The following is a 21,535-nucleotide window of genomic DNA, read 5'->3' as shown; positions in this document are numbered from 1 at the left end:
CAAAAGGAATACACGAGAGAAAATAAAGTTTTACCGCTTTAAAATAAGGAGTTTGGTTATACATGAAAACAAGAAGATGGTTTGTGGATTGTTCCGCAGAATTATCCACAACCGATCCCCAGATTACACAAGCCGCGGAATTGCTCCGGCAGAATGAGGTTGTGGCTTTTCCGACAGAAACCGTTTACGGACTGGGCGCTAACGCTGAAAATACGGAAGCCGTAACGAAAATATATGAGGCGAAAGGAAGGCCGAGCGATAACCCGCTGATTGTGCATATATCCCATATCAGCCAGCTTGATCGTTTTATCAGCCATATTCCTGAGACGGCGAAAAAGCTTATGGAGCTATTCTGGCCGGGGGCGCTGACCCTTGTCCTGCCGTGTAAGCCCGGTGCGCTGTCACCCCGTGTCACCGCGGGACTTGAGACGGTAGCGGTCAGAATGCCTGATCATCCGGCAGCATTAGCCCTCATCAGCTCGGCCGGACTGCCGATCGCCGCGCCGAGCGCCAATTTATCAGGAAAACCGAGCCCGACAAAGGCCGAGCATGTAGCTCATGATTTAAACGGCCGTATTGCCGGTATTGTGGACGGCGGCGCGACGGGAATCGGAGTGGAATCAACCGTTCTGTCCTGTACGGGGAAACAGCCCGTGCTGCTTCGTCCGGGAGGCGTGACAAAAGAGCAGATTGAATCCGCCGCCGGTCCGGTTCTTGTGGATAAAGGGCTGACCGAAGAAGATGAGGTTCCTATTTCTCCCGGTATGAAATATACACATTACGCGCCTTCTGCGCCGATGGCTATTGCCGACGGCGGCGCCCGGAGAATTCAAGAACTGGCAGACGCATATAAAAGCCGGGGAAAACGAATCGGCATTTTGACAACAGAAGAGAACGCCGGTAGTTACCAGGCTGATTATATCAAGGTCTGCGGCAGACGCGCCGACCTTGAAACAGTGGCGTCCGCCTTATACGATGCGCTCCGCAGCTTTGATGAAGCGGAAGTGGATATGATTATTTCTGAGTCCTTTCCGGATACCGGAGTGGGGCTCGCCGTTATGAACAGGCTGATGAAAGCCGCAGGCGGCACCGTTATCCATTAACTTGTTCTACCCCTTATCGGACATGCATAAGCTAAACAAGCGGGCACGTCCAAGGGGGTTTTTATTCATGTCGAATCTATTCATCGGGGAACTTGTCTCCTTAAGCATCATGGCATTTGCTTTGGGGACGGATGCCTTTTCCGTCGGGCTCGGAATGGGGATGATTCAGCTGAAGAAAAAACAGATTTTTCATATAGGGGTTGTCATCGGGCTGTTTCATGTCATGATGCCGCTGGCGGGAATGGCGGCCGGGCATCTGCTGTCCGGTTTTCTGGGGATGCTCGCCGTTTACATCGGCGGATCTCTTCTTTTCATTTTAGGGGTGCAGATGATGATCGCCGCGTTTAAACAATCGGACGGGCCGCTCATATCTCCGGCAGGCTCGGGACTGTTGCTGTTTGCGGTCGGTGTCAGTCTGGACAGCTTTTCTGTCGGGCTCAGTCTCGGGATGAACGGCTCCAATCCGTTTCTGGCCGTTACGCTGTTCGGGGTCTTCAGCACCGTTTTAACATGGGCGGGCCTTTTGGCGGGAAGAAAGGTGCAGTCGTGGCTCGGCTCCTACAGCGAAGCGCTTGGCGGAGCCATTTTGATCGGATTCGGGCTGAAACTGCTTTTACCGATATAAGATACGTAAAAAAAGAAACGAAGATGCCGTTTCTTTTTTCTTCATTTATAATAGGCAGTAAGAGGTGACGGACATGAAAATAATCTTTGTTTGTACAGGCAATACGTGCCGCAGTCCCATGGCTGAGGCTCTTTTTAAATCCATAGCAGAAACGAAAGGGCTGGATGTCAGCGTAAGCTCGGCCGGCGTATTCGCGTCTCCGCACGGAAAAGCGTCGGCTCATGCCGTAGAAGCGCTGTTTGAAAAACGGATCGCCCTCAATCACAGTTCATCTCCCTTATCGGAAGAACATATCGAGACGGCCGATCTGGTGCTGGCGATGACCGAACAGCATAAACAGCTGATTGAAGGCCGATATCAAAACAGTCAGGGCAAAGTCTTTACCATTAAAGAATACGTAACGGGGGAAAACGGCGATATCTCTGACCCGTTCGGCGGTCCGCTTGATGTTTATAAACAGACGCGGGACGAACTGGAGGAGCTGCTGACTCTTTTGGCTGATCAATTGCTTGACGGGAAAAGCAAGTAATCTGTCAGAAAATCTGCAAACAGGTCATTTGCAAAACGAATGTGAAAGAGTAGAATGAAATCAACGGATTTCGTAATAAAAAGGACAAGCACACTGGGCTGTCTTCGCCCAGCCACACCTAGGAGGTAAATGAATGAAAGTAGCTATTGCGTCAGATCACGGCGGCGTCCATATCCGCGAAGAAATAAAAAGTCTTTTGGATGAATTGCAGATTGAATACATTGATATGGGCTGTGAATGCGGCGCCGGCTCTGTCGATTATTCAGACTACGCTTTTCCGGTAGCGGAAAAAGTGGTGAACGGCGAAGCTGACAGGGGAATTTTAATTTGCGGCACAGGCATCGGCATGAGCATCTCCGCAAATAAGGTAAAGGGCATACGCTGTGCGCTTGCCCATGACACCTTCAGCGCAAAAGCGACGCGTGAACACAATGACACGAATGTTCTTGCGATGGGCGAACGCGTCATCGGCCCGGGGCTGGCGCGCGAAATCGCAAAAGTCTGGCTGACGACTGAATTTACGGGCGGCCGCCACGAACGGCGGATCGGCAAAATCGCAGATTACGAAGAAAAAAATCTGTAAGAGGTGCTGGACAATGGAAGAGATGAAGCAAAAATGGACGGACATGCTGACTGAGTTTCAAGAGCAGGCAGGACTGACGGACGGCAGTCTGCTGGTGATCGGGTGCAGTACAAGTGAAGCCGCCGGAAGCCGGATCGGCACCGCCGGGAGCGGGGATTGGGCTGAATTGATATACAGCGGACTTAACCGGTTTAAGGAAAAAACGGGTGTGCATCTTGCTTTTCAATGCTGCGAGCATTTAAACAGGGCGCTTGTCATTGAAGCGGAAACGGCCGAGCGGTTCAGGCTCCCCATTGTTTCAGCCGTCCCCGTCCCGAAAGCGGGCGGAGCGATGGCCTCTTATGCATACCGGCAGATGCGTTCTCCAGTGCTCGCTGAATCGATTCAGGCTGACGCCGGGATTGACATCGGTGATACGTTCATCGGCATGCATCTGAAACCCGTTGCCGTCCCTGTCCGGATATCGAGCCGTGAGCTTGGAGAAGCACATGTGACGATGGCCCGGACAAGACCGAAGCTGATAGGCGGAATTCGCGCCGTTTATGAATGCGAATGATGAAAATGCTTTTCCTGTATAATGTTCGTGTTTTCTAATTAAATTTTGTGATTTTTTTAAATAAGCTGTTACATTCACCTGAAAAACCATGTACAATAAGGGTGGTAAAAATAAAGAACAGGAAACGGATAGGAGAGGATCTCGCTGATGAAACATTTACCTGTACAAGATAAACAAGTGTTTAACGCCATCAAAGATGAGCGTAAGCGTCAACAGACTAAGATCGAATTAATTGCTTCTGAAAACTTCGTGACGGAAGCGGTAATGGAAGCGCAAGGCTCTGTTTTAACAAACAAATATGCTGAAGGCTACCCCGGCAAACGCTACTACGGCGGCTGTGAGCATGTTGATGTCGTTGAGGACATCGCCCGCGACCGCGCGAAAGAGATTTTCGGAGCTGAGCATGTAAACGTTCAGCCGCACTCAGGCGCTCAGGCGAACATGGCTGTTTACTTCACGATTTTAGAGCACGGCGACACGGTGCTCGGGATGAACCTCTCCCACGGCGGCCACTTAACACACGGAAGCCCGGTTAATTTCAGCGGCGTTCAATACAACTTTGTAGAATACGGTGTCGATAAAGACACGCAATATATAGATTATGAAGATGTGCGTGAAAAAGCGCTGGCGCATAAGCCGAAACTCATCGTAGCCGGAGCGAGCGCATACCCCCGCACGATCGACTTTAAAAAATTCCGCGAAATCGCTGATGAAGTCGGCGCTTACTTCATGGTAGACATGGCGCATATCGCGGGTCTTGTCGCAGCCGGTCTTCATCCGAATCCGGTTCCTTACGCTGACTTTGTAACGACAACGACTCACAAAACACTTCGCGGCCCCCGCGGAGGAATGATCCTTTGCCGTGAAGAGTTCGGCAAAAAGATTGATAAATCCATTTTCCCGGGAATCCAAGGCGGACCGCTTATGCATGTCATCGCGGCCAAAGCCGTATCTTTCGGAGAAGTGCTTGAAGATGATTTCAAAACATATGCGCAAAACGTCATCTCGAACGCGAAGCGCCTGGCTGAGTCTCTGAACAAAGAGGGCATTCAGCTCGTATCAGGCGGAACGGATAACCACCTTGTGCTTGTCGACCTCCGTTCTCTCGGACTGACCGGAAAAGTCGCTGAACACGTTCTTGATGAAATCGGCATTACATCTAATAAAAACGCGATCCCTTACGATCCGGAAAAACCGTTCGTCACAAGCGGAATCCGTCTCGGTACGGCAGCTGTGACAAGCCGCGGCTTTGACGGTGACGCGCTTGAAGAAGTCGGCGCCATCATCGGCCTCGCGCTGAAAAATCATGAAGACGAAGCAAAACTTGAAGAAGCGAGACAGCGCGTATCTGCCTTGACTGAAAAGTTTCCTTTATATAAAGAACTGGACTATTAATAAGGAAGAAACCCGCCGGAACCTTAATCCGGCGGGTTTTTTTATGATTTTCTTGAAACTGTTTGTCTTTTTCTGTAGAATCAATAGAAGTGTGAAAAAGTCACTCGGACAACAAAAAAGGAGCTGAACACAGTATGGGAAAGGTTTACGTATTTGATCATCCTTTAATCCAGCATAAGCTGACATATATTCGGAATGAAAATACAGGCACAAAGGATTTCAGAGACCTTGTGGACGAAGTCGCATCACTGATGGCGTTTGAAATTACACGTGATCTTCCTCTTAAAGAAGTGGAAGTGAAAACACCTGTTCAAACAGCGACATCCAAAGTGATTTCAGGGAAGAAACTCGGTATCGTGCCGATCCTGAGAGCGGGTCTCGGAATGGTTGACGGCATGCTGAAATTAATCCCGGCCGCTAAAGTGGGACATGTCGGATTATACCGTGATCCGGAAACCTTAAAACCGGTGGAATACTATGTCAAGCTTCCTTCTGATGTAGAAGAACGCGAATTTATTGTCGTGGATCCGATGCTTGCTACGGGAGGCTCTGCGGTGGAAGCGATCAACAGCCTGAAAAAGCGCGGCGCGAGAAACATTCGTTTTATGTGTCTTGTAGCGGCTCCGGAAGGCGTGGAAGAGCTGCAGAAACATCATTCTGACGTTGATATTTATATCGCCGCCCTTGATGAAAAACTGAATGAAAAAGGCTATATCGTTCCGGGCCTCGGTGACGCGGGTGACAGACTGTACGGAACCAAATAAATCGGAAAACCTCATTCAGGGGGTTTTCTTTTTTTATCCAGATATTTGCTGAATGAGCAGAGTTCATACATTTATAGGTGAATTTGTGAACATTCTGTGTATGCTTCCGGTATAAAAAGTTTTTTAACTTTAAACAGATTGACACATGTTAGGGGCTATTGTATGCTAAACGAGGGTATTATGAGAAGGTTTTCATTCCTTTCATTTCTAGTATCCATCCTCATTTTAAATCCTCCAAAAAAACCCGTTATATGAGGATTTATCTAAGCGAATGAAACAGCATCCCGTGGCATCAGGAGGATGAGTGGTTTTTTCGAACAGGCCGTTTTGCGGACAAAAAAGGCCTTCTGCAAGGGTTAACCGCATGTTTTGCCGTATCCAGGAATTATATTACATTTTCATCAGGAGACAGATAGTTGATGGACGATCCCAATCTTACATTCAGCAGACAACGGAGATATGTATTTGTAATCTTAGCAATCTATTTGCTGGGATATGGTCTTACGGCGTATAAAACTGTTTTTTTAGGCCTCTTTTTGGGAACTGTTTTCAGTTTGTTTAATTTGTGGCTCTTGACCAGAAGAATGAATGCTTTTGACAAGGCCGTGGCGAAAGGAAAGTCCATACGATCACTCGGGAGCGCAGCGCGTTGGTGCAATGCGATACTTGCGATGGCTGTCGCCTTTAAATATCCCGATAAAGTCAGTGTGGCAAGTGTGATTATTGGATTAATGACAATTTATCCCGTCATTATGATAGATTCCATTATTCAGCTCAAACGTTCATCAATGGAAGAGAGGTGAAAACCCATTGAATCACGATTACAGAACTATTGATTTGTTTGGTCTTACTTTTAATCTGACAAACATTCTGATGATTACTGTGGCAAGTGTGATTGTGCTGCTGATTGCGATTCTTACTACAAGAACGCTGTCCATCCGTCCGGGAAAAGCCCAGAACTTCATGGAATGGATTGTTGATTTTGTCCGCAATATTATAGGCAGTACAATGGATTTAAAAACAGGGGCTAACTTCTTGGCGCTTGGTGTAACCTTGCTGATGTACATATTTGTATCAAATATGCTAGGGCTGCCGTTTTCTGTAACGGTCGGACACGAGCTTTGGTGGAAATCACCGACGGCCGATCCGGCTATTACTCTGACTCTAGCCGTTATGGTTGTGTCGTTAACGCACTATTACGGCGTGAAGATGAAAGGTTTGAAGGAATACTCTAAGGATTACCTCAGACCGGTTCCGCTTATGTTCCCGATGAAGATCATTGAGGAGTTTGCGAATACGCTGACACTCGGACTTCGTCTTTACGGTAACATTTTCGCCGGGGAAATTCTTCTTGGCCTGCTTGCGAATCTGGCGACGAATTTCTACTCAAACAGTTTCTTTCTCGGTTTGGTCGGCACAGTCGGAGCCATTATTCCGATGCTTGCATGGCAGGCATTCAGCTTGTTCATCGGTACCATCCAGGCATTTATCTTTACGATGCTGACGATGGTGTACATGTCACACAAAATCAGTCATGATCATTAAAATCATATATCCATTCGGATAACATTTTAAAGGAGGAACTTTTTCATGAATTTAATAGCAGCTGCAATTGCAATCGGTTTAGGCGCACTTGGTGCAGGTATTGGTAACGGTCTGATCGTTTCACGTACGGTAGAGGGAATCGCCCGTCAGCCGGAAGCAGGAAAAGAACTTAGAACTCTTATGTTCATGGGTATCGCATTGGTTGAGGCCCTTCCGATTATCGCTGTCGTTATCGCGTTCTTAGCGTTCTTTGGCTAAGCAAAAAAGCCTTATATGAACTAAAAATGGCGAAGATCACTCTAAGAGAACCTTCGCCATTGCTTTATGTCTGATAAGCAGGCCGTCCCGAAACGGCTTTTTATCAGCAGAGAAAACCTGCAGAAGGGAGTTGCCGTAGTAGATGTCTCAATTACCTCTTGAATTAGGACTGTCGTTTAACGGCGGAGATATCCTATTCCAATTGTTAGCTATGTTAGTTTTATTAGCGCTTCTCAAGAAATTCGCTCTGGGACCGCTATTAAATATAATGAAACAGCGTGAAGATCATATCGCCGGCGAAATTACGTCCGCTGAAGAAAGAAATAAAGAAGCGCAGAAGCTGATTGAAGAGCAGCGCGTTCTTTTAAAAGAAGCGAAACAGGAATCACAATCACTCATTGAAAATGCGAAAAAACTGGGTGAAAAGCAGAAGGAAGACATTATCCAGGCTGCACGCGCCGAGTCTGAAAGATTGAAAGAAGCGGCGAGAACCGAAATTGTCAAAGAAAAAGAACAAGCGGTTTCCGCACTTCGCGAGCAAGTCGCATCACTTTCTGTCTTAATCGCATCGAAAGTGATTGAAAAAGAGCTTGATGAACAAGCCCAGGAACAACTGATTCAGGACTATCTTAAAGAGGTAGGAGAAAGCCGATGAGTGGATCTGCTGTCTCTAAACGATACGCGTCAGCGCTTTTCGACATTGCCGTTGAGACTTCTCAAATCAATGAAATCGAAGAAGAGCTTACCGTACTAAAAGAAGTGTTCCGGAACGAAGCCGGATTACAGGAAGTGTTAAGCCATCCGAAGGTATCGGCCGCTAAGAAAAAAGAGCTGATTCAGCAATCGTTCGGCGCACTGTCTGAGTCTGTGCTGCATACGATTTTTCTTCTGATTGACCGCCGCCGGTCTTCGATTGTGCCTGATCTCACAGACGAGTTTATCAAACTTGCCAATCAGGCCCGTCAGACAGAGGACGCGGTTGTTTATTCAGTAAAACCGCTGTCAGAAGCGGAAATGTTATCATTGTCTCAAGTGTTTGCAAAAAAAGCCGGAATCGCTTCGCTCAGAATCAGAAATGAAGTGCAGACGGATTTAATAGGCGGCATTAAAGTCCGCATTGGAAACCGGATTTATGACGGAAGCGTAAGCGGAAAGCTTGAGCGCATGGAACGTCAACTTGCCGGAGGAAATCGATAGAAGGGGTGAAACCTAAGTGAGCATCAAAGCTGAAGAGATTAGCACGCTGATAAAGCAGCAAATTCAAAATTACCAATCTGAAATTGAAGTTCATGACGTAGGTACAGTCATCCAAGTCGGAGACGGTATTGCGCGTGTACACGGCCTTGACAATTGTATGGCCGGTGAACTTGTTGAGTTTTCAAACGGCGTTTTGGGTATGGCTCAAAACCTTGAAGAATCCAACGTAGGTATCGTTATCTTAGGACCTTACAGAGATATCCGCGAAGGTGATGAGGTCAAAAGAACGGGCCGCATCATGGAAGTTCCTGTAGGTGAAGAATTAATCGGACGTATCGTCAACCCGCTCGGACAGCCGGTAGACGGACTGGGTCCGATTCTGACAAGCAAAACACGTCCGATCGAAAGCCAGGCTCCAGGCGTAATGGACCGTAAATCGGTACATGAGCCGCTGCAAACGGGTATCAAAGCGATCGACGCGTTAATTCCGATCGGCCGCGGACAGCGTGAGCTGATTATCGGGGACCGTCAGACAGGTAAAACATCTGTTGCGATTGATACAATCTTAAACCAAAAAGATCAAGACATGATCTGTGTGTACGTAGCGATCGGCCAAAAAGAATCTACAGTGCGCGGCGTGGTGGAAACACTTCGTAAGCATGGCGCGCTTGATTACACGATTGTCGTGACGGCGTCCGCTTCACAGCCGGCTCCGCTTCTTTACCTTGCACCGTATGCAGGGGTGACAATGGGTGAAGAATTCATGTACAACGGCAAGCACGTTCTCGTCGTATATGATGATTTATCCAAACAAGCAGCCGCTTACCGTGAGCTGTCATTGCTTCTTCGCCGTCCGCCGGGCCGTGAAGCATTCCCTGGGGATGTATTCTATCTTCACTCCCGTCTGCTTGAGCGCGCAGCCAAGCTGAGTGACGCTAAAGGCGCAGGATCAATTACGGCGCTGCCGTTCGTCGAAACACAAGCAGGAGATATCTCCGCTTATATTCCGACAAACGTCATTTCCATTACTGACGGACAGATTTTCCTTCAATCCGACCTATTCTTCTCAGGCGTGCGTCCTGCGATCAATGCCGGATTATCCGTATCCCGTGTCGGCGGGTCAGCCCAAATCAAAGCGATGAAAAAGGTAGCGGGAACATTGCGTCTTGACCTTGCTTCATACCGTGAACTTGAAGCATTCGCCCAATTCGGATCTGATCTTGACCAGGCGACTCAGGCGAAACTGAACCGCGGTGCGCGTACAGTTGAAGTGCTGAAACAAGACTTGAATAAGCCGCTTCCGGTTGAAAAACAGGTAGCCATTCTTTATGCGCTGACAAAAGGATATCTTGATGATATTCCGGTTGCGGATATCAGACGTTTTGAAGAAGAGTACTACATGTACCTTGATCAAAACCATAAAGATCTGCTTGACGGCATTGCGAAAACAGGAAACCTTCCTGCTGATGAAGACTTCAAAGCTGCAATCGAAGGCTTCAAACGCACATTTGCACCAAGCAACTAACCCTTAGAAGATGAGAGAAAAAGGTTCTCTTTTTCTCTCTTTTTACGCAAATGAAGAATAAAGGTGGTGAAATCTTTGGCCTCATTACGCGATATTAAGTCAAGGATCACGTCAACGAAAAAAACAAGCCAGATTACAAAAGCCATGCAGATGGTATCCGCTGCGAAGCTGAACCGTGCGGAAACCAACGCGAAGTCATTTGCTCCGTATATGGATAAGATCCAGGAGGTTGTGTTTAACGTCGGAAAAGGCGCGAAAAACGCGAAACACCCGATGCTTGTCTCAAGAGAAGTGAAAAAGACGGCGTATCTCGTCATTACGTCTGACCGCGGGCTTGCGGGTGCGTTTAACAGTTCGGTTTTGCGAAACGCTTACCGCACCATTCAAGAACGCCATCAGTCTAAAGATGAATACACGGTGATTGCAATCGGCAGAGTCGGCCGCGATTTCTTCAAAAAACGGGAGATGCCGATTTTGTCTGAGTTAGTGGGGCTTGGCGACGAGGTCACTTTTGCTCAGATTAAAGATTTGACCCGTCAGACGGTTCAAATGTTTATCGACGGCGCATTTGATGAACTGCATTTGGTGTATAACCATTTCGTCAGTGCGATTTCACAGGAAGTGACGGAGAAAAAAGTGCTGCCTTTAACGGATTTCGGAACGAGCGGCGGGAAGCGCACGGCTTCTTACGAGTTCGAACCGGATGAAGAAGAGGTGCTCGAAGTGCTGCTTCCTCAATATGCGGAAAGCTTAATTTACGGCGCGCTTCTTGACAGTAAAGCAAGTGAACACGCTGCGAGAATGACAGCAATGAAAAATGCGACTGATAATGCGAAAGAACTCATTGATTCACTTTCGCTTTCATATAACCGCGCGCGTCAAGCGGCGATTACACAAGAAATTACCGAAATTGTCGGCGGTGCAGCCGCTTTAGAATAGAAAGATTTTGTCAGGAGGGATAGCGATGAAGAAAGGACGCGTAAGTCAGGTGCTTGGACCGGTTGTCGACGTACGTTTCGAGGACGGCCACTTGCCTGCGATTTATAATGCGATTAAAGTTTCACAGCCAGCTACAGGCGAAAATGAAGTAGGCATCGACCTAACGCTAGAGGTTGCTCTTCATTTAGGCGATGATACAGTCCGTACAATTGCCATGGCATCTACGGACGGAATTCAGCGCGGAATGGAAGCCGTTGATACAGGTGCGCCGATTTCCGTTCCTGTCGGTGATGTGACTCTCGGACGCGTATTTAACGTACTGGGAGATAAAATTGATTTAAATGAACCGCTGCCTGCGGATGCTCAAAAGGACCCGATCCACAGATCAGCTCCTTCATTCGATGAGCTTTCAACTGAAGTTGAAATTCTTGAAACTGGAATTAAGGTTGTTGACCTGCTCGCTCCTTACATCAAGGGCGGTAAAATCGGATTGTTCGGCGGCGCCGGCGTAGGTAAAACCGTATTAATCCAGGAATTAATCAACAACATCGCGCAAGAGCACGGCGGTATTTCCGTATTCGCCGGTGTAGGAGAGCGTACTCGTGAAGGGAACGACCTTTTCTACGAAATGAGCGATTCAGGCGTTATCAAGAAAACAGCCATGGTCTTCGGACAAATGAACGAGCCGCCGGGCGCACGTATGCGTGTAGCACTGACGGGTCTTACAATGGCTGAGCATTTCCGTGATAAACAAGGACAGGACGTACTGTTCTTTATCGATAACATTTTCCGTTTCACACAAGCGGGTTCAGAGGTTTCCGCGCTTCTCGGCCGTATGCCTTCTGCGGTTGGTTATCAGCCGACGCTTGCGACAGAAATGGGTCAGCTTCAAGAGCGTATTACGTCTACAAACGTTGGTTCAGTTACATCTATCCAGGCGATCTACGTGCCTGCCGATGACTACACTGACCCGGCGCCGGCGACAACGTTCGCTCACTTGGATGCAACGACTAACCTTGAGCGTAAATTAACTGAAATGGGTATCTACCCTGCGGTTGATCCGCTGGCTTCCACTTCCCGCGCGCTTGCTCCGGAAATTGTCGGAGAAGAGCATTATGCGGTGGCGCGTGAAGTCCAGTCAACGCTTCAGCGTTACAAAGAACTTCAGGATATTATCGCGATTCTTGGTATGGACGAATTAGGTGAAGAAGACAAGCTTGTCGTTCACCGCGCACGCCGTATCCAGTTCTTCCTTTCTCAAAACTTCCACGTAGCTGAGCAGTTTACGGGACAAAAGGGTTCTTACGTGCCTGTTAAAGAAACGGTACGAGGCTTTAAAGAAATCCTTTCCGGTAAATATGACCATCTTCCGGAAGATGCATTCCGTCTTGTGGGACGCATTGAAGAAGTCATTGAGAATGCAAAAGAGATGGGTGTAGAAGTTTAATCTGGTCCTAGGAGGGTAAAAGCATGAAGACCGTTAAAGTCAATATCGTTACTCCCGACGGCCCAGTATATGATGCTGATATTGAAATGGTGAGTGTAAGAGCCGAGAGCGGTGATCTCGGTATCCTGCCTGGCCATATTCCGACCGTGGCTCCGCTTAAAATCGGCGCTGTCCGCCTTAAAAAAGACGGGCAGACCGAATTGGCGGCTGTCAGCGGCGGATTTTTAGAAGTCCGTCCTGATCAGGTCACTATCCTTGCACAAGCTGCTGAAACAGCGGAAAGCATTGATAAAGAGCGCGCCCTTGCTGCGAAAAAGCGGGCGGAAGACCGTTTGAACAAACGATCAGATGATACTGACATTCGTCGGGCTGAGCTTGCGTTACAGCGGGCTGTAAACAGATTGGATGTTGCAGGAAACTAAAAAAGAATCCTTCTCGGCTGTCTGAGAAGGATTCTTTTTCTATATTAACGCATAAGAGATTCATAGACGCCGATAAGCGGATGATCCTCTTCTTTTTGCAGATATAAATGTTCGCAGCAGTTGTCGGTGTGCCACGTTTTGTTTCCTCTCCGCACACCCGTCGTATAAGCGCCGTCCGTATACGGATAAGGTTTGACGACCCATTCGGCATCGTCATGATGTCTGATGGCGCAATCGATGACATACACACTGAGCATTTTCTCAAATTCGTCAATCGGCAGGTTCCAATCCGCCAAAAGCAGCTCTTTTATGCTGCGGAAGTAAAGAGCTTCCACTGCCAGCAGGCTGCCGGGTGAATAATCAAGAGAAATGTTGAAAAACTGACATAATTCTTTCAGTTCCTCTGTTTGAGACTGTCTATAATCATAGTAGAATGCTATCGCTTCCCACTCGTGGTCAAATACGGGAAGTGTTTCTCCATACTGCTTTTCCGGATGAAAAAAGGAATGATTCATATTCCCATCTCCTTTCCAAAAAAGTATATCATGCCGGAGAACGGACATTTAAGCGGGGATTGCCCCTAATTTTGGATAAAAATTCTGATGTAAAAATGATCATCTTTCTCTCTTCTTCTTATATAATAAGAGAGGATATGAGGGGCGGAAAAAATGAAAGGAGATGGAATTTGTGAATGTATTGGGGCAGCAGGCCGCAATCAGCATCCTGGTTCACCTGGTATGCATTGCGGTGACATGGTGGGCGCTTCAGGCCGTCAACTTTGATCCGCTGATCCGAAAAGGAAAAATAGTGCAGGCGAGGCTGCTGATCATTCTTCTTACCATTGCGATCGGTACGGCAGTCGCCAACTTCTTTTTAGATTATCTTACCTATTCGAAACAGCTTCCATACTTATTTTAAGATGTTTCGTCTGTTGAAATGAAGGGAATCGCTGGGTGAGAAACCAATTTTTCTTCACCCGCTTGGCGAGTTTTGACGAAGTTTTCCATGTATTGCTTTCCCCGGCTCCGGCAAAAATGGGAGTAAGGGGGAGAGATCGATATGAAGAAAAAAAGAGCAGGCCGCATCATCTTGTTTTTTGTTTTTTTAAGCGCCTTAATAGCGGTATTTCATTCCATTCATGCAAGTGAGCTGTCTCCGCTTGCCCAGATTGCCGAAGGAATGGAGCGGCAGCAGGTCACTGTGGATGAATGGACGCTTCATGCGAAAAAAAATCTGAACCTGTCACTGAGTGAATTTGATGACAAGGTAAAAGAACTGAAGACGCAGTATCCGCAATATCATTGGGAATCCGCGCGGGAAGATAAAATCGTAAAGGCCGTCGGCACGTATTCTGACAAAAAAAATCACACAACTTTTAAACTGCAGCTCGTCACTACCCTCAAAAACCAGAACCCAACTTCGTATTTATTATATGAGCAAATGAGCCCGGAGCAACCGGAAAACTGGAATGATACATATGAACAGTTTGAACGGCAGGCACATGACATATTTCAAAATAAAGTATTTATTTTTACTTGTCTAAAGGGTCATTTAAATGATAATATGAGTATTGTTTTGCAAAAAAAAGCAGAACAGCTCATGAAAGAATTTGAAGCAAGTCCAGTTGAACATGTAGTTGAGCCTCATTTCGTTTCTGTTTCTGCATTTACATATAAGTGGACAGATTACATCATGACATCGAAACATAAGATGAATGTGCAAGTTGCGCTTAGAAGTGCGGGAATGGGCGGAAAACATACCGTTACGGTTGGCACACCAATCGTGACGACTGAATATTAATATAGAGAATATAGGGACGCGGAGGGGAATACCTTGGAAAAAATCATCGTCCGCGGCGGTCAGAAGTTAAACGGCACAGTGAAAGTTGAAGGAGCAAAAAATGCCGTTTTACCAGTTATCGCTGCATCTTTATTAGCAAGTGAAGAAAAAAGCGTAATATGTGATGTACCTACGCTCTCCGATGTATATACAATTAATGAAGTGTTGCGTCATTTAGGAGCAGATGTGCATTTTGAGAATAATGAAGTTACCGTAAACGCTTCTTACGCTTTAGAAACAGAAGCACCTTTTGAATATGTGCGCAAAATGCGCGCGTCAGTGCTTGTTATGGGCCCTCTGTTAGCCCGTACGGGTCATTCAAGAGTAGCGCTTCCGGGCGGCTGCGCAATCGGCTCAAGACCGATTGATCAGCATTTAAAAGGCTTTGAAGCAATGGGTGCAAAAATCAAAGTAGGCAACGGCTTTATTGAAGCAGAAGTGGAAGGCCGTCTACAGGGCGCAAAAATCTATTTAGATTTCCCAAGTGTGGGTGCGACAGAAAACTTGATTATGGCAGCTGCTTTAGCTGAAGGAACAACAACGCTTGAAAACGTGGCAAAAGAGCCTGAAATCGTTGACTTAGCGAACTATATCAATGCGATGGGCGGAAAAATCCGCGGAGCCGGCACAGGCACCATTAAAATTGAAGGTGTCGAGAAGCTTCACGGCGTAAGACACAACATCATTCCTGACCGTATTGAGGCGGGTACTTTCATGGTGGCTGCGGCTATCACGGAAGGAAATGTATTAGTAAAAGGTGCGGTTCCTGAGCATCTTACGTCTTTAATTGCGAAAATGGAAGAAATGGGAGTCAAAATTACGGATGAAGGAGAAGGCCTTCGTGTCATCGGTCCTGCCCAGCTGAAGCCGATCGACATTAAAACGATGCCTCACCCAGGATTCCCGACTGATATGCAGTCGCAAATGATGGCGCTGCTTCTCCGTGCGAGCGGAACAAGCATGATTACTGAAACTGTGTTTGAAAACCGTTTTATGCATGCTGAAGAATTCCGCCGGATGAATGGCGACATTAAAATTGAAGGACGTTCTGTGATCATTAACGGTCCTGTACAGCTGCAAGGCGCAGAAGTTGCCGCTACGGACCTGCGTGCGGGCGCGGCGCTGATTCTTGCGGGATTAGTGGCTGAAGGTCATACACGCGTCACGGAACTGAAGCACTTGGATCGCGGTTATGTGAATTTCCATAAAAAACTTGCGGCTCTCGGCGCTGACATCGAGCGTGTCGTTGATGAAACGGCCGCTGAACAAGAAAGCAAAGAAGTCGTAACTGACCTAAACGCATAATGGCTGTAAAAACAGTATGTCAATCTGGCATACTGTTTTTTTATGGTTTATCATCATTATTATGCTCTGATTTTCAAAAAAGAATACGTTTTTCGCGTGAAAAATGGAATAAGATTCTGTCCAAAAGGAAGTCATATTAGCTTGTCCCTGCCCATAAGATGAAGTAGAGTCGAATCCCAAGCAGGAGGCAGCTGATATATGAAACCGATTGTATTTCTACTATCCGGGCTGTGTATACTTATTCTTCTTGTTCCCACCATTCTCGTTCTTCCGTTTCAGGCGGAAAAAGGAGCAGCCGTAAACAGAGAGCCCGGACACAAAACAGCACACACCATACGAGAAACAAAAGGAGCAGAAACATTGAAAGAATCACCTGTATCCATTCCGGTTTATCGGACATCCAAACATTCTGTAGAGAACATTCCGCTTGAAGAGTACGTGATCGGTGTCGTGGCTTCCGAAATGCCCGCAACCTTTAAACCGGAAGCCTTAAAAGCCCAGGCGCTCGCCGCCCGGACTTTCATCGTCAGACTGATGGTCGCTGACTCAGCCGTTCAGGCGCCGAAAGGATCACTGGTGGATGATACGCAAATGTTCCAAGTCTATCAAAGCAAAAGCCAGCTGAAAAAAGAATGGGGTTCTAAGTACGCACACAACCTCAAGAAAATCACAAACGCGGTCGCCGGCACGCAAGGAAAGATTTTAACGTACGACAACAAGCCGATTGAGGCATCTTTCTTCTCTACGAGCAACGGGTATACGGAAAATGCGGAAGCCTATTGGACAAGCGCCATTCCTTATTTAAAGAGCGTGAAAAGTCCGTGGGATAAGCAATCGCCGAAATATCTCGCCACCCAGACCTTCAGTGTGCCGGAGTTTCAGCAAAAGCTCGGCGTGCAGCTCTCGGGGCAAAACACGGTAGGGCAGATTACAGCCAGAACGCCGGGCCATCAAGTGGCGACGGCCGTCATAAACGGCAAAAAGCTGAAGGGAAGAGACATCCGGGAAAAACTCGGACTCCGTTCTGCCGACTTTGAATGGAAACGGAACGGCGGCAGCATCACCATTACGACAAAAGGATTCGGCCACGGCGTCGGCATGAGCCAGTACGGGGCCAATTACATGGCGGAGCAGGGGAAATCCGTGGCGGACATCGTCAAGCATTATTATCAGGGAGTGGACATATCCGAAGCAGATTCATTTTTAAACAAATATATGGCGAAAAAATAGACGCTTTCATGAGCGTCTGTTTTTTTTGAAAACTATTCCATAAACGGTAAAGCAACCAACAGACTCATATAACGAAAGCCTAAAGGCTGACAAATGCCGTCTGAAGGCTGAGCGCCGGGTGAAAATCACTGATAAAAATGCCGCATCTATGTGAATATACGCAAAAATAATGAGGAACGCCGTCCTATTTATTTCCCTTTTCATCTCATTTACGATAAATATTGTTCGGCGTTGAACGTAAATCTATTGAAAAGGGGAAGAAGCAATGAAAAAAACACTTTCACTCATAATCATGCTCGGATTGATGCTGACTGCTGCATCTCCTGCTTTTGCTGCCGAGAATGCAAACGAGAAGACATTTTTATTTAAAAACAATATCGCCATTTTGCTTGATGCGAGCGGCAGTATGGCGAAACGGATTGACGGCGTTTCTAAATACAATATGGCAAAAGATGAAATCGTCCGTTTTGCAGATCGAATTAAGTCTACATCACAGGTCAGAATGACGGTTTTCGGTTCGGAAGGCAATAATAAAAACTCCGGAAAAGTTCAATCTTGTGAATCCATTCGCGGTGTATACGGATTCCAAAAGTTTGACAGACAGAGCTTCCTCAACTCTCTGAACGGAATCGGGCCTACGGGCTGGACACCGATTGCAAAAGCATTAGAAGACGCGAAGGCTTCTTTTAACGGCGTCCATAAATTCGGCTTTAAATCCGTTTACCTGTTGACAGACGGTGAGGAGACATGCGGCGGAGATCCTATTAAGACAGCGAAAGAACTTCGCAAACATCATATTAAAGTCAACGTGATCGGCTTTGACTTTAAAGAAGGCTTCAACGGACAGCTTCACGCAATTGCCGGTGCGGGCGGAGGAAAATATTACGAAGCTCACAGCCAAAAGGATATGAACCGCATCTTTACGATGGAAGCGAGTTCATTAGCGGAATAAGAAAAGGTGCCGTTTAGCGGCCCTTTTTTTTATGTTCCATTTAACAAAAGTTTCAAGAAAAGATGAAGAGAAAACTGTAAAAAGAATCAGATTCCGGACTTATATTACAAAAAGGGCGAAAAAGGCATTAAATCTGTCATCATTTATCCAATCTTTTTAGGATGATGCGCATAATTCTGTTCATTTTTAACGGCGTACAGCCGCTTATACAAAAGGAATCCCGCCCTATATCTTTTTGCATACTCCTCATCTAGCATAGAGAAGAGCCGGGGGCCCATCGGCCAAAAACAAACGGAGAGGAATGAAGGAAATGAAAAAAATGTTCACTGCGGGGATTGTCGGACTTTTGACGCTTTCACTCGGATCGCCTGTTTTTGCAGCTGAGAAAAAGCACGAAGAAACAAATGTCGCCGTGCTGTTTGACGCAAGCGGAAGCATGATACAAAAAACAGGGGGAGAGCGTAAAATAGATGTTGCGAAAGAGTCTGTCACTTCTTTTGCGGAAGTTCTTCCTGAAGACACGAATCTGATGCTTCGGGTATTCGGGCACAAGGGCAATAATAAAAACTCAGGCAAAGCCGTATCATGTAACGCGACAGAAACGTTATACGGCCTTCAGCCGTACGCCGTGACTCCATTTGAGCAATCACTCAGCAAGATTAAACCGACTGGCTGGACACCGATAGCGAAAGCGCTTTCTGATACACGGGAAGAATTTGAGCGGGCCGGCGCTAAAGGGAAAAACGTCGTATATCTGATCACAGACGGTGAAGAAACATGCGGCGGGAATCCTCAGGCCGAAATTCAAAAGCTCCGTAAAGCGAATGTCAACACGGTCGTCAATATCATCGGTTTCAACTTCGGCATGAAAGGAAGCGAAAGCCTTGAAAAAGCGGCGGAAGCGGGAGGCGGCACATACGTCTCAGCTGACAGCGCGGACGAGTTCAAACAGGCTTGGGAAGACGCTGCAAAGGATTTAGCAAAAGAATAGGTTAAAAAAGGGCGCCCGCGCGGCGTCTTTTTTTGTTTAGAAAACGGAACCGCGGGAATGATACGGATAAAAGGAGATGAACGCTGTTGTTAAAAGGAGCAGGCATTATATTAGTGCTGGCGGCAGTCGTTTTTGTTCTGATGGGGATTTTTCTGAAGCTTGCCGCCTTCATATTCGTCAGTATATTGGCCATTATCGCCGCAGTTATTTTATTCACCATTTTGAGCAGACATCATCGCAACGAAACATAGAGTCCGAAGAGGGCTCTTTTTTTAAACCGCAAATTCGACAAAATACAGGGATTGTGGAAGAATAAAAGAGAAGGATACTGCGGAGGGGAAAAAAAGTGGATGAAAAAACAACAGCGGTAAGAGACATATACCGCTATGAAAAAGGGGTATTAACAAAGACGGCAGATCGGATGGTTTCAGAGTATCCGCTGACCGTCATGGTGAACGGGCAGGAATTTGTTACGCTCGTCTGCACGCCTGACCATTTAGAGGAACTCGTCATCGGATTTCTCGCATCAGAAGGCGTCATTCGTTTTGAAAAAGAGATCAAAAGCTTTACTATAGATGAAAGTCTCGGGTTTGCATATGTTGAACTGACGAATCCCGGAGTGCTTGAGCAAAAGGACTATACGAAGAGGGTCATCGGTTCATGCTGCGGGAAAGGCCGCCATTTTTACTTTCAGCAGGATGTGAAAACGGCCAAAACCGCCGTCAGCCGGATTACCATAACTCCTGAGACGTGCCTTCGCCTGATGAAGGAGATGCAAAGCGGAAGCGGCACATTCCGGGAAACGGGCGGCGTCCATAATGCAGCGCTGTGCGATACGGAAAAGCTGCTCTTGATGAGGACGGATATCGGGCGCCACAACGCGCTGGATAAGCTGTACGGCTGCTGTTTGAAAAACGGAATGCCCGTCCGTGACAAGCTGATCGTCTTCAGCGGCCGGATTTCCTCAGAGGTTTTATTAAAAGCCGCAAAAATCGGCGTGTCGATTGTCATTTCAAAATCGGCGCCGACGGAGCTCGCGCTGCAAATGGCGGAAGAGCTGAACATCACCGCGATCGGTTTTGTCAGAAACGGATCATTTAACGTATACACACATCCTGAACGGGTTGAACAATAGAAAGGGGTCTTGGGCTTATGAATACAGAAACGCGCCGGGTGACAGACAAAAGGGAAAGGCCGCTCAGGGATCTTCGTATCTCTGTAACCGACCGCTGCAACTTCAGATGCACGTACTGTATGCCAGCCGAATTATTCGGACCGGATTATCCATTTTTACAAAAGACGGAATTGCTCTCCTTCGAGGAGCTTGAGCGGCTTGCGAAGCTGTTTGTCGGCCGCTTCGGCGTTGAAAAAATCAGGCTGACGGGCGGAGAGCCGCTCATGAGAAAAGATATGCCTGAATTGATCAAAAAACTTGCGCGCATCCCCGGACTTAAAGATATCGCGATGACGACAAACGGCTCTCTGCTTCCCGTGTATGTGGAAAAACTGAAGCAGGCGGGGCTGCATCGAGTGACAGTCAGCCTCGATTCTTTAGAGGATGAGCGGTTTAAGGCCATTAACGGCCGCGGCGTTTCGGTGAACAAGGTGCTTGAGGGCATTGAGGCGGCAAAAGCGGCCGGACTCGGTGTGAAAATCAATATGGTTGTTCAAAAGGGCGTCAATGAAAAAGATATCCTGCCGATGGCCCGCTATTTTAAAGAAAAGGGTCATATTCTCCGGTTTATTGAATTTATGGATGTAGGCAATACGAATCAATGGAATAAAAAAGACGTGATCACGAAGGCCGAAATTATTGATCTGATCAACCAGCACATGCCGACGGAGCCGATAGAAGCGAATTATAAAGGGGAGGTCGCTTCCAGGTTCCGCTATCTTGACGGTTCCGGCGAAATCGGCGTGATTTCCTCCGTCTCGGATGCGTTCTGCGCCTCCTGCAACAGAGCACGCCTGTCGGCGAGAGGCGAGCTGTTTACGTGCCTGTTTGCGTCAAGCGGCTATGATGTTCGGAAACTCGTGCGCGGCGGTCTGACCGATGATGAATTGACGGAATCCATCGCTTCTGTCTGGAGAAATCGCACGGATCAGTATTCAATTGACCGCGCGCTTTCTAAAACGGATGGGAAAAAGAAAGTGGAAATGTCTTATATAGGCGGATGAAGAAAAGCTTGCCCGGACAAGGGCAGGCTTTTTTATTCACATTATGAGAGCGGTCTGTTCAAAAAATACCGGTGACAGCCGAAATATATGATAGGAATTTTGATGCAGGACAATCAAGTTATGCAATTCCAAAGCCATACAATATGTTAAAA

26 protein-coding genes are annotated in these 21,535 nt (G+C 47.2%); 25 read left to right on the top strand and 1 reads right to left on the bottom strand.

Going from position 1 to position 21,535, the window contains the following annotated elements; genetic code table 11:
- Positions 1-62 precede the first annotated feature (62 nt).
- The 16 genes from VP472_RS18045 to VP472_RS17970 all read left to right on the top strand — a co-directional run bounded on the left by VP472_RS18045 (position 63) and on the right by VP472_RS17970 (position 12,888).
- The gene (locus VP472_RS18045; protein ID WP_146275704.1) at positions 63-1,103 is read left to right on the top strand and encodes an L-threonylcarbamoyladenylate synthase; all 1,041 of its coding nucleotides are present in this window, start codon (positions 63-65) and stop codon (positions 1,101-1,103) included.
- Between the two features lie 67 nt (positions 1,104-1,170).
- Entirely contained in the window at positions 1,171-1,728 is a 558-nt protein-coding gene (locus tag VP472_RS18040; RefSeq protein ID WP_039253506.1) for a manganese efflux pump MntP, read from the top strand.
- Between the two features lie 73 nt (positions 1,729-1,801).
- On the top strand, positions 1,802-2,257 hold the full coding sequence (locus VP472_RS18035) for a low molecular weight protein arginine phosphatase (protein WP_003151148.1): 456 nt from the start codon (positions 1,802-1,804) through the stop codon (positions 2,255-2,257).
- A 133-nt stretch (positions 2,258-2,390) separates the two neighbouring features.
- The gene (gene rpiB / locus VP472_RS18030) at positions 2,391-2,840 is read left to right on the top strand and encodes a ribose 5-phosphate isomerase B (protein ID WP_003151149.1); all 450 of its coding nucleotides are present in this window, start codon (positions 2,391-2,393) and stop codon (positions 2,838-2,840) included.
- Between the two features lie 13 nt (positions 2,841-2,853).
- Positions 2,854-3,396, top strand: a complete 543-nt coding sequence (locus VP472_RS18025) for a TIGR01440 family protein (protein WP_070082509.1) — start codon at positions 2,854-2,856, stop codon at positions 3,394-3,396.
- A 147-nt stretch (positions 3,397-3,543) separates the two neighbouring features.
- Positions 3,544-4,791 carry a serine hydroxymethyltransferase gene (gene glyA, locus VP472_RS18020; protein ID WP_007614376.1) on the top strand — a complete coding sequence of 416 codons (1,248 nt, stop codon included), beginning with the start codon at positions 3,544-3,546 and terminating at the stop codon, positions 4,789-4,791.
- Between the two features lie 134 nt (positions 4,792-4,925).
- Entirely contained in the window at positions 4,926-5,555 is a 630-nt protein-coding gene (gene upp / locus VP472_RS18015; protein ID WP_003151154.1) for a uracil phosphoribosyltransferase, read from the top strand.
- 419 nt (positions 5,556-5,974) lie between these two features.
- On the top strand, positions 5,975-6,358 hold the full coding sequence (gene atpI, locus VP472_RS18010; protein WP_003151155.1) for an ATP synthase subunit I: 384 nt from the start codon (positions 5,975-5,977) through the stop codon (positions 6,356-6,358).
- A gap of 7 nt (positions 6,359-6,365) precedes the next feature.
- Positions 6,366-7,100 carry a F0F1 ATP synthase subunit A gene (gene atpB, locus VP472_RS18005; RefSeq protein ID WP_003151158.1) on the top strand — a complete coding sequence of 245 codons (735 nt, stop codon included), beginning with the start codon at positions 6,366-6,368 and terminating at the stop codon, positions 7,098-7,100.
- Positions 7,101-7,145: 45 nt separating this feature from the next.
- Positions 7,146-7,358: a F0F1 ATP synthase subunit C gene (gene atpE / locus VP472_RS18000; protein ID WP_003151167.1), complete on the top strand. Its 213-nt coding sequence runs from the start codon at positions 7,146-7,148 to the stop codon at positions 7,356-7,358.
- A gap of 142 nt (positions 7,359-7,500) precedes the next feature.
- Positions 7,501-8,013: a F0F1 ATP synthase subunit B gene (atpF, locus tag VP472_RS17995; protein WP_003151168.1), complete on the top strand. Its 513-nt coding sequence runs from the start codon at positions 7,501-7,503 to the stop codon at positions 8,011-8,013.
- On the top strand, positions 8,010-8,555 hold the full coding sequence (locus VP472_RS17990) for a F0F1 ATP synthase subunit delta (protein ID WP_003151169.1): 546 nt from the start codon (positions 8,010-8,012) through the stop codon (positions 8,553-8,555). Before atpF ends, VP472_RS17990 begins: the two co-directional genes overlap by 4 nt.
- 16 nt (positions 8,556-8,571) lie before the next feature.
- The gene (gene atpA / locus VP472_RS17985) at positions 8,572-10,080 is read left to right on the top strand and encodes a F0F1 ATP synthase subunit alpha (protein WP_003151170.1); all 1,509 of its coding nucleotides are present in this window, start codon (positions 8,572-8,574) and stop codon (positions 10,078-10,080) included.
- Positions 10,081-10,155: 75 nt separating this feature from the next.
- Positions 10,156-11,019, top strand: a complete 864-nt coding sequence (gene atpG, locus VP472_RS17980; protein WP_003151172.1) for an ATP synthase F1 subunit gamma — start codon at positions 10,156-10,158, stop codon at positions 11,017-11,019.
- Positions 11,020-11,044: 25 nt separating this feature from the next.
- Complete coding sequence (gene atpD / locus VP472_RS17975; RefSeq protein WP_003151173.1) at positions 11,045-12,466, top strand: F0F1 ATP synthase subunit beta; 1,422 nt, start codon at positions 11,045-11,047, stop codon at positions 12,464-12,466.
- A gap of 23 nt (positions 12,467-12,489) precedes the next feature.
- Positions 12,490-12,888, top strand: coding sequence for a F0F1 ATP synthase subunit epsilon (locus tag VP472_RS17970; protein ID WP_003151176.1), 399 nt, complete (start codon positions 12,490-12,492; stop codon positions 12,886-12,888).
- Positions 12,889-12,932: 44 nt separating this feature from the next.
- Here the strand turns inward: VP472_RS17970 and VP472_RS17965 are convergent, their stop codons facing one another.
- Positions 12,933-13,403 carry a hypothetical protein gene (locus tag VP472_RS17965; protein ID WP_003151179.1) on the bottom strand — a complete coding sequence of 157 codons (471 nt, stop codon included), beginning with the start codon at positions 13,401-13,403 and terminating at the stop codon, positions 12,933-12,935.
- Positions 13,404-13,575: 172 nt separating this feature from the next.
- Here VP472_RS17965 and VP472_RS17960 point away from each other — a divergent pair, with 172 nt between their 5' ends.
- The 9 genes from VP472_RS17960 (at position 13,576) to moaA (ending at position 21,383) form a co-directional block, all read left to right on the top strand.
- Complete coding sequence (locus VP472_RS17960; RefSeq protein ID WP_003151181.1) at positions 13,576-13,806, top strand: DUF1146 family protein; 231 nt, start codon at positions 13,576-13,578, stop codon at positions 13,804-13,806.
- Positions 13,807-13,947: 141 nt separating this feature from the next.
- Entirely contained in the window at positions 13,948-14,688 is a 741-nt protein-coding gene (locus VP472_RS17955; protein ID WP_003151183.1) for a YwmB family TATA-box binding protein, read from the top strand.
- Positions 14,689-14,721: 33 nt separating this feature from the next.
- Positions 14,722-16,032 carry a UDP-N-acetylglucosamine 1-carboxyvinyltransferase gene (gene murA, locus VP472_RS17950; protein ID WP_007407592.1) on the top strand — a complete coding sequence of 437 codons (1,311 nt, stop codon included), beginning with the start codon at positions 14,722-14,724 and terminating at the stop codon, positions 16,030-16,032.
- Between the two features lie 198 nt (positions 16,033-16,230).
- Positions 16,231-17,262 (top strand): stage II sporulation protein D, encoded by a 1,032-nt coding sequence (spoIID, locus tag VP472_RS17945; protein ID WP_070082508.1) that lies wholly within the window; start codon positions 16,231-16,233, stop codon positions 17,260-17,262.
- Between the two features lie 265 nt (positions 17,263-17,527).
- Positions 17,528-18,214, top strand: a complete 687-nt coding sequence (locus VP472_RS17940; RefSeq protein WP_070082507.1) for a VWA domain-containing protein — start codon at positions 17,528-17,530, stop codon at positions 18,212-18,214.
- Between the two features lie 310 nt (positions 18,215-18,524).
- The gene (locus VP472_RS17935) at positions 18,525-19,205 is read left to right on the top strand and encodes a VWA domain-containing protein (RefSeq protein WP_015387578.1); all 681 of its coding nucleotides are present in this window, start codon (positions 18,525-18,527) and stop codon (positions 19,203-19,205) included.
- An 86-nt stretch (positions 19,206-19,291) separates the two neighbouring features.
- Complete coding sequence (locus tag VP472_RS17930; RefSeq protein WP_007407587.1) at positions 19,292-19,456, top strand: hypothetical protein; 165 nt, start codon at positions 19,292-19,294, stop codon at positions 19,454-19,456.
- 95 nt (positions 19,457-19,551) lie between these two features.
- Entirely contained in the window at positions 19,552-20,340 is a 789-nt protein-coding gene (gene fdhD, locus VP472_RS17925) for a formate dehydrogenase accessory sulfurtransferase FdhD (protein WP_014306001.1), read from the top strand.
- Positions 20,341-20,357: 17 nt separating this feature from the next.
- Positions 20,358-21,383 (top strand): GTP 3',8-cyclase MoaA, encoded by a 1,026-nt coding sequence (gene moaA, locus VP472_RS17920; protein WP_146275702.1) that lies wholly within the window; start codon positions 20,358-20,360, stop codon positions 21,381-21,383.
- Positions 21,384-21,535: the final 152 nt, after the last annotated feature.

The organism is Bacillus sp. MT(2024) (genome assembly GCF_036362845.1).
Classification (GTDB): domain Bacteria; phylum Bacillota; class Bacilli; order Bacillales; family Bacillaceae; genus Bacillus; species Bacillus velezensis.
Note: the sequence above shows the minus strand (reverse complement) of the source record. Positions and strands in the feature narration are given on the sequence as shown.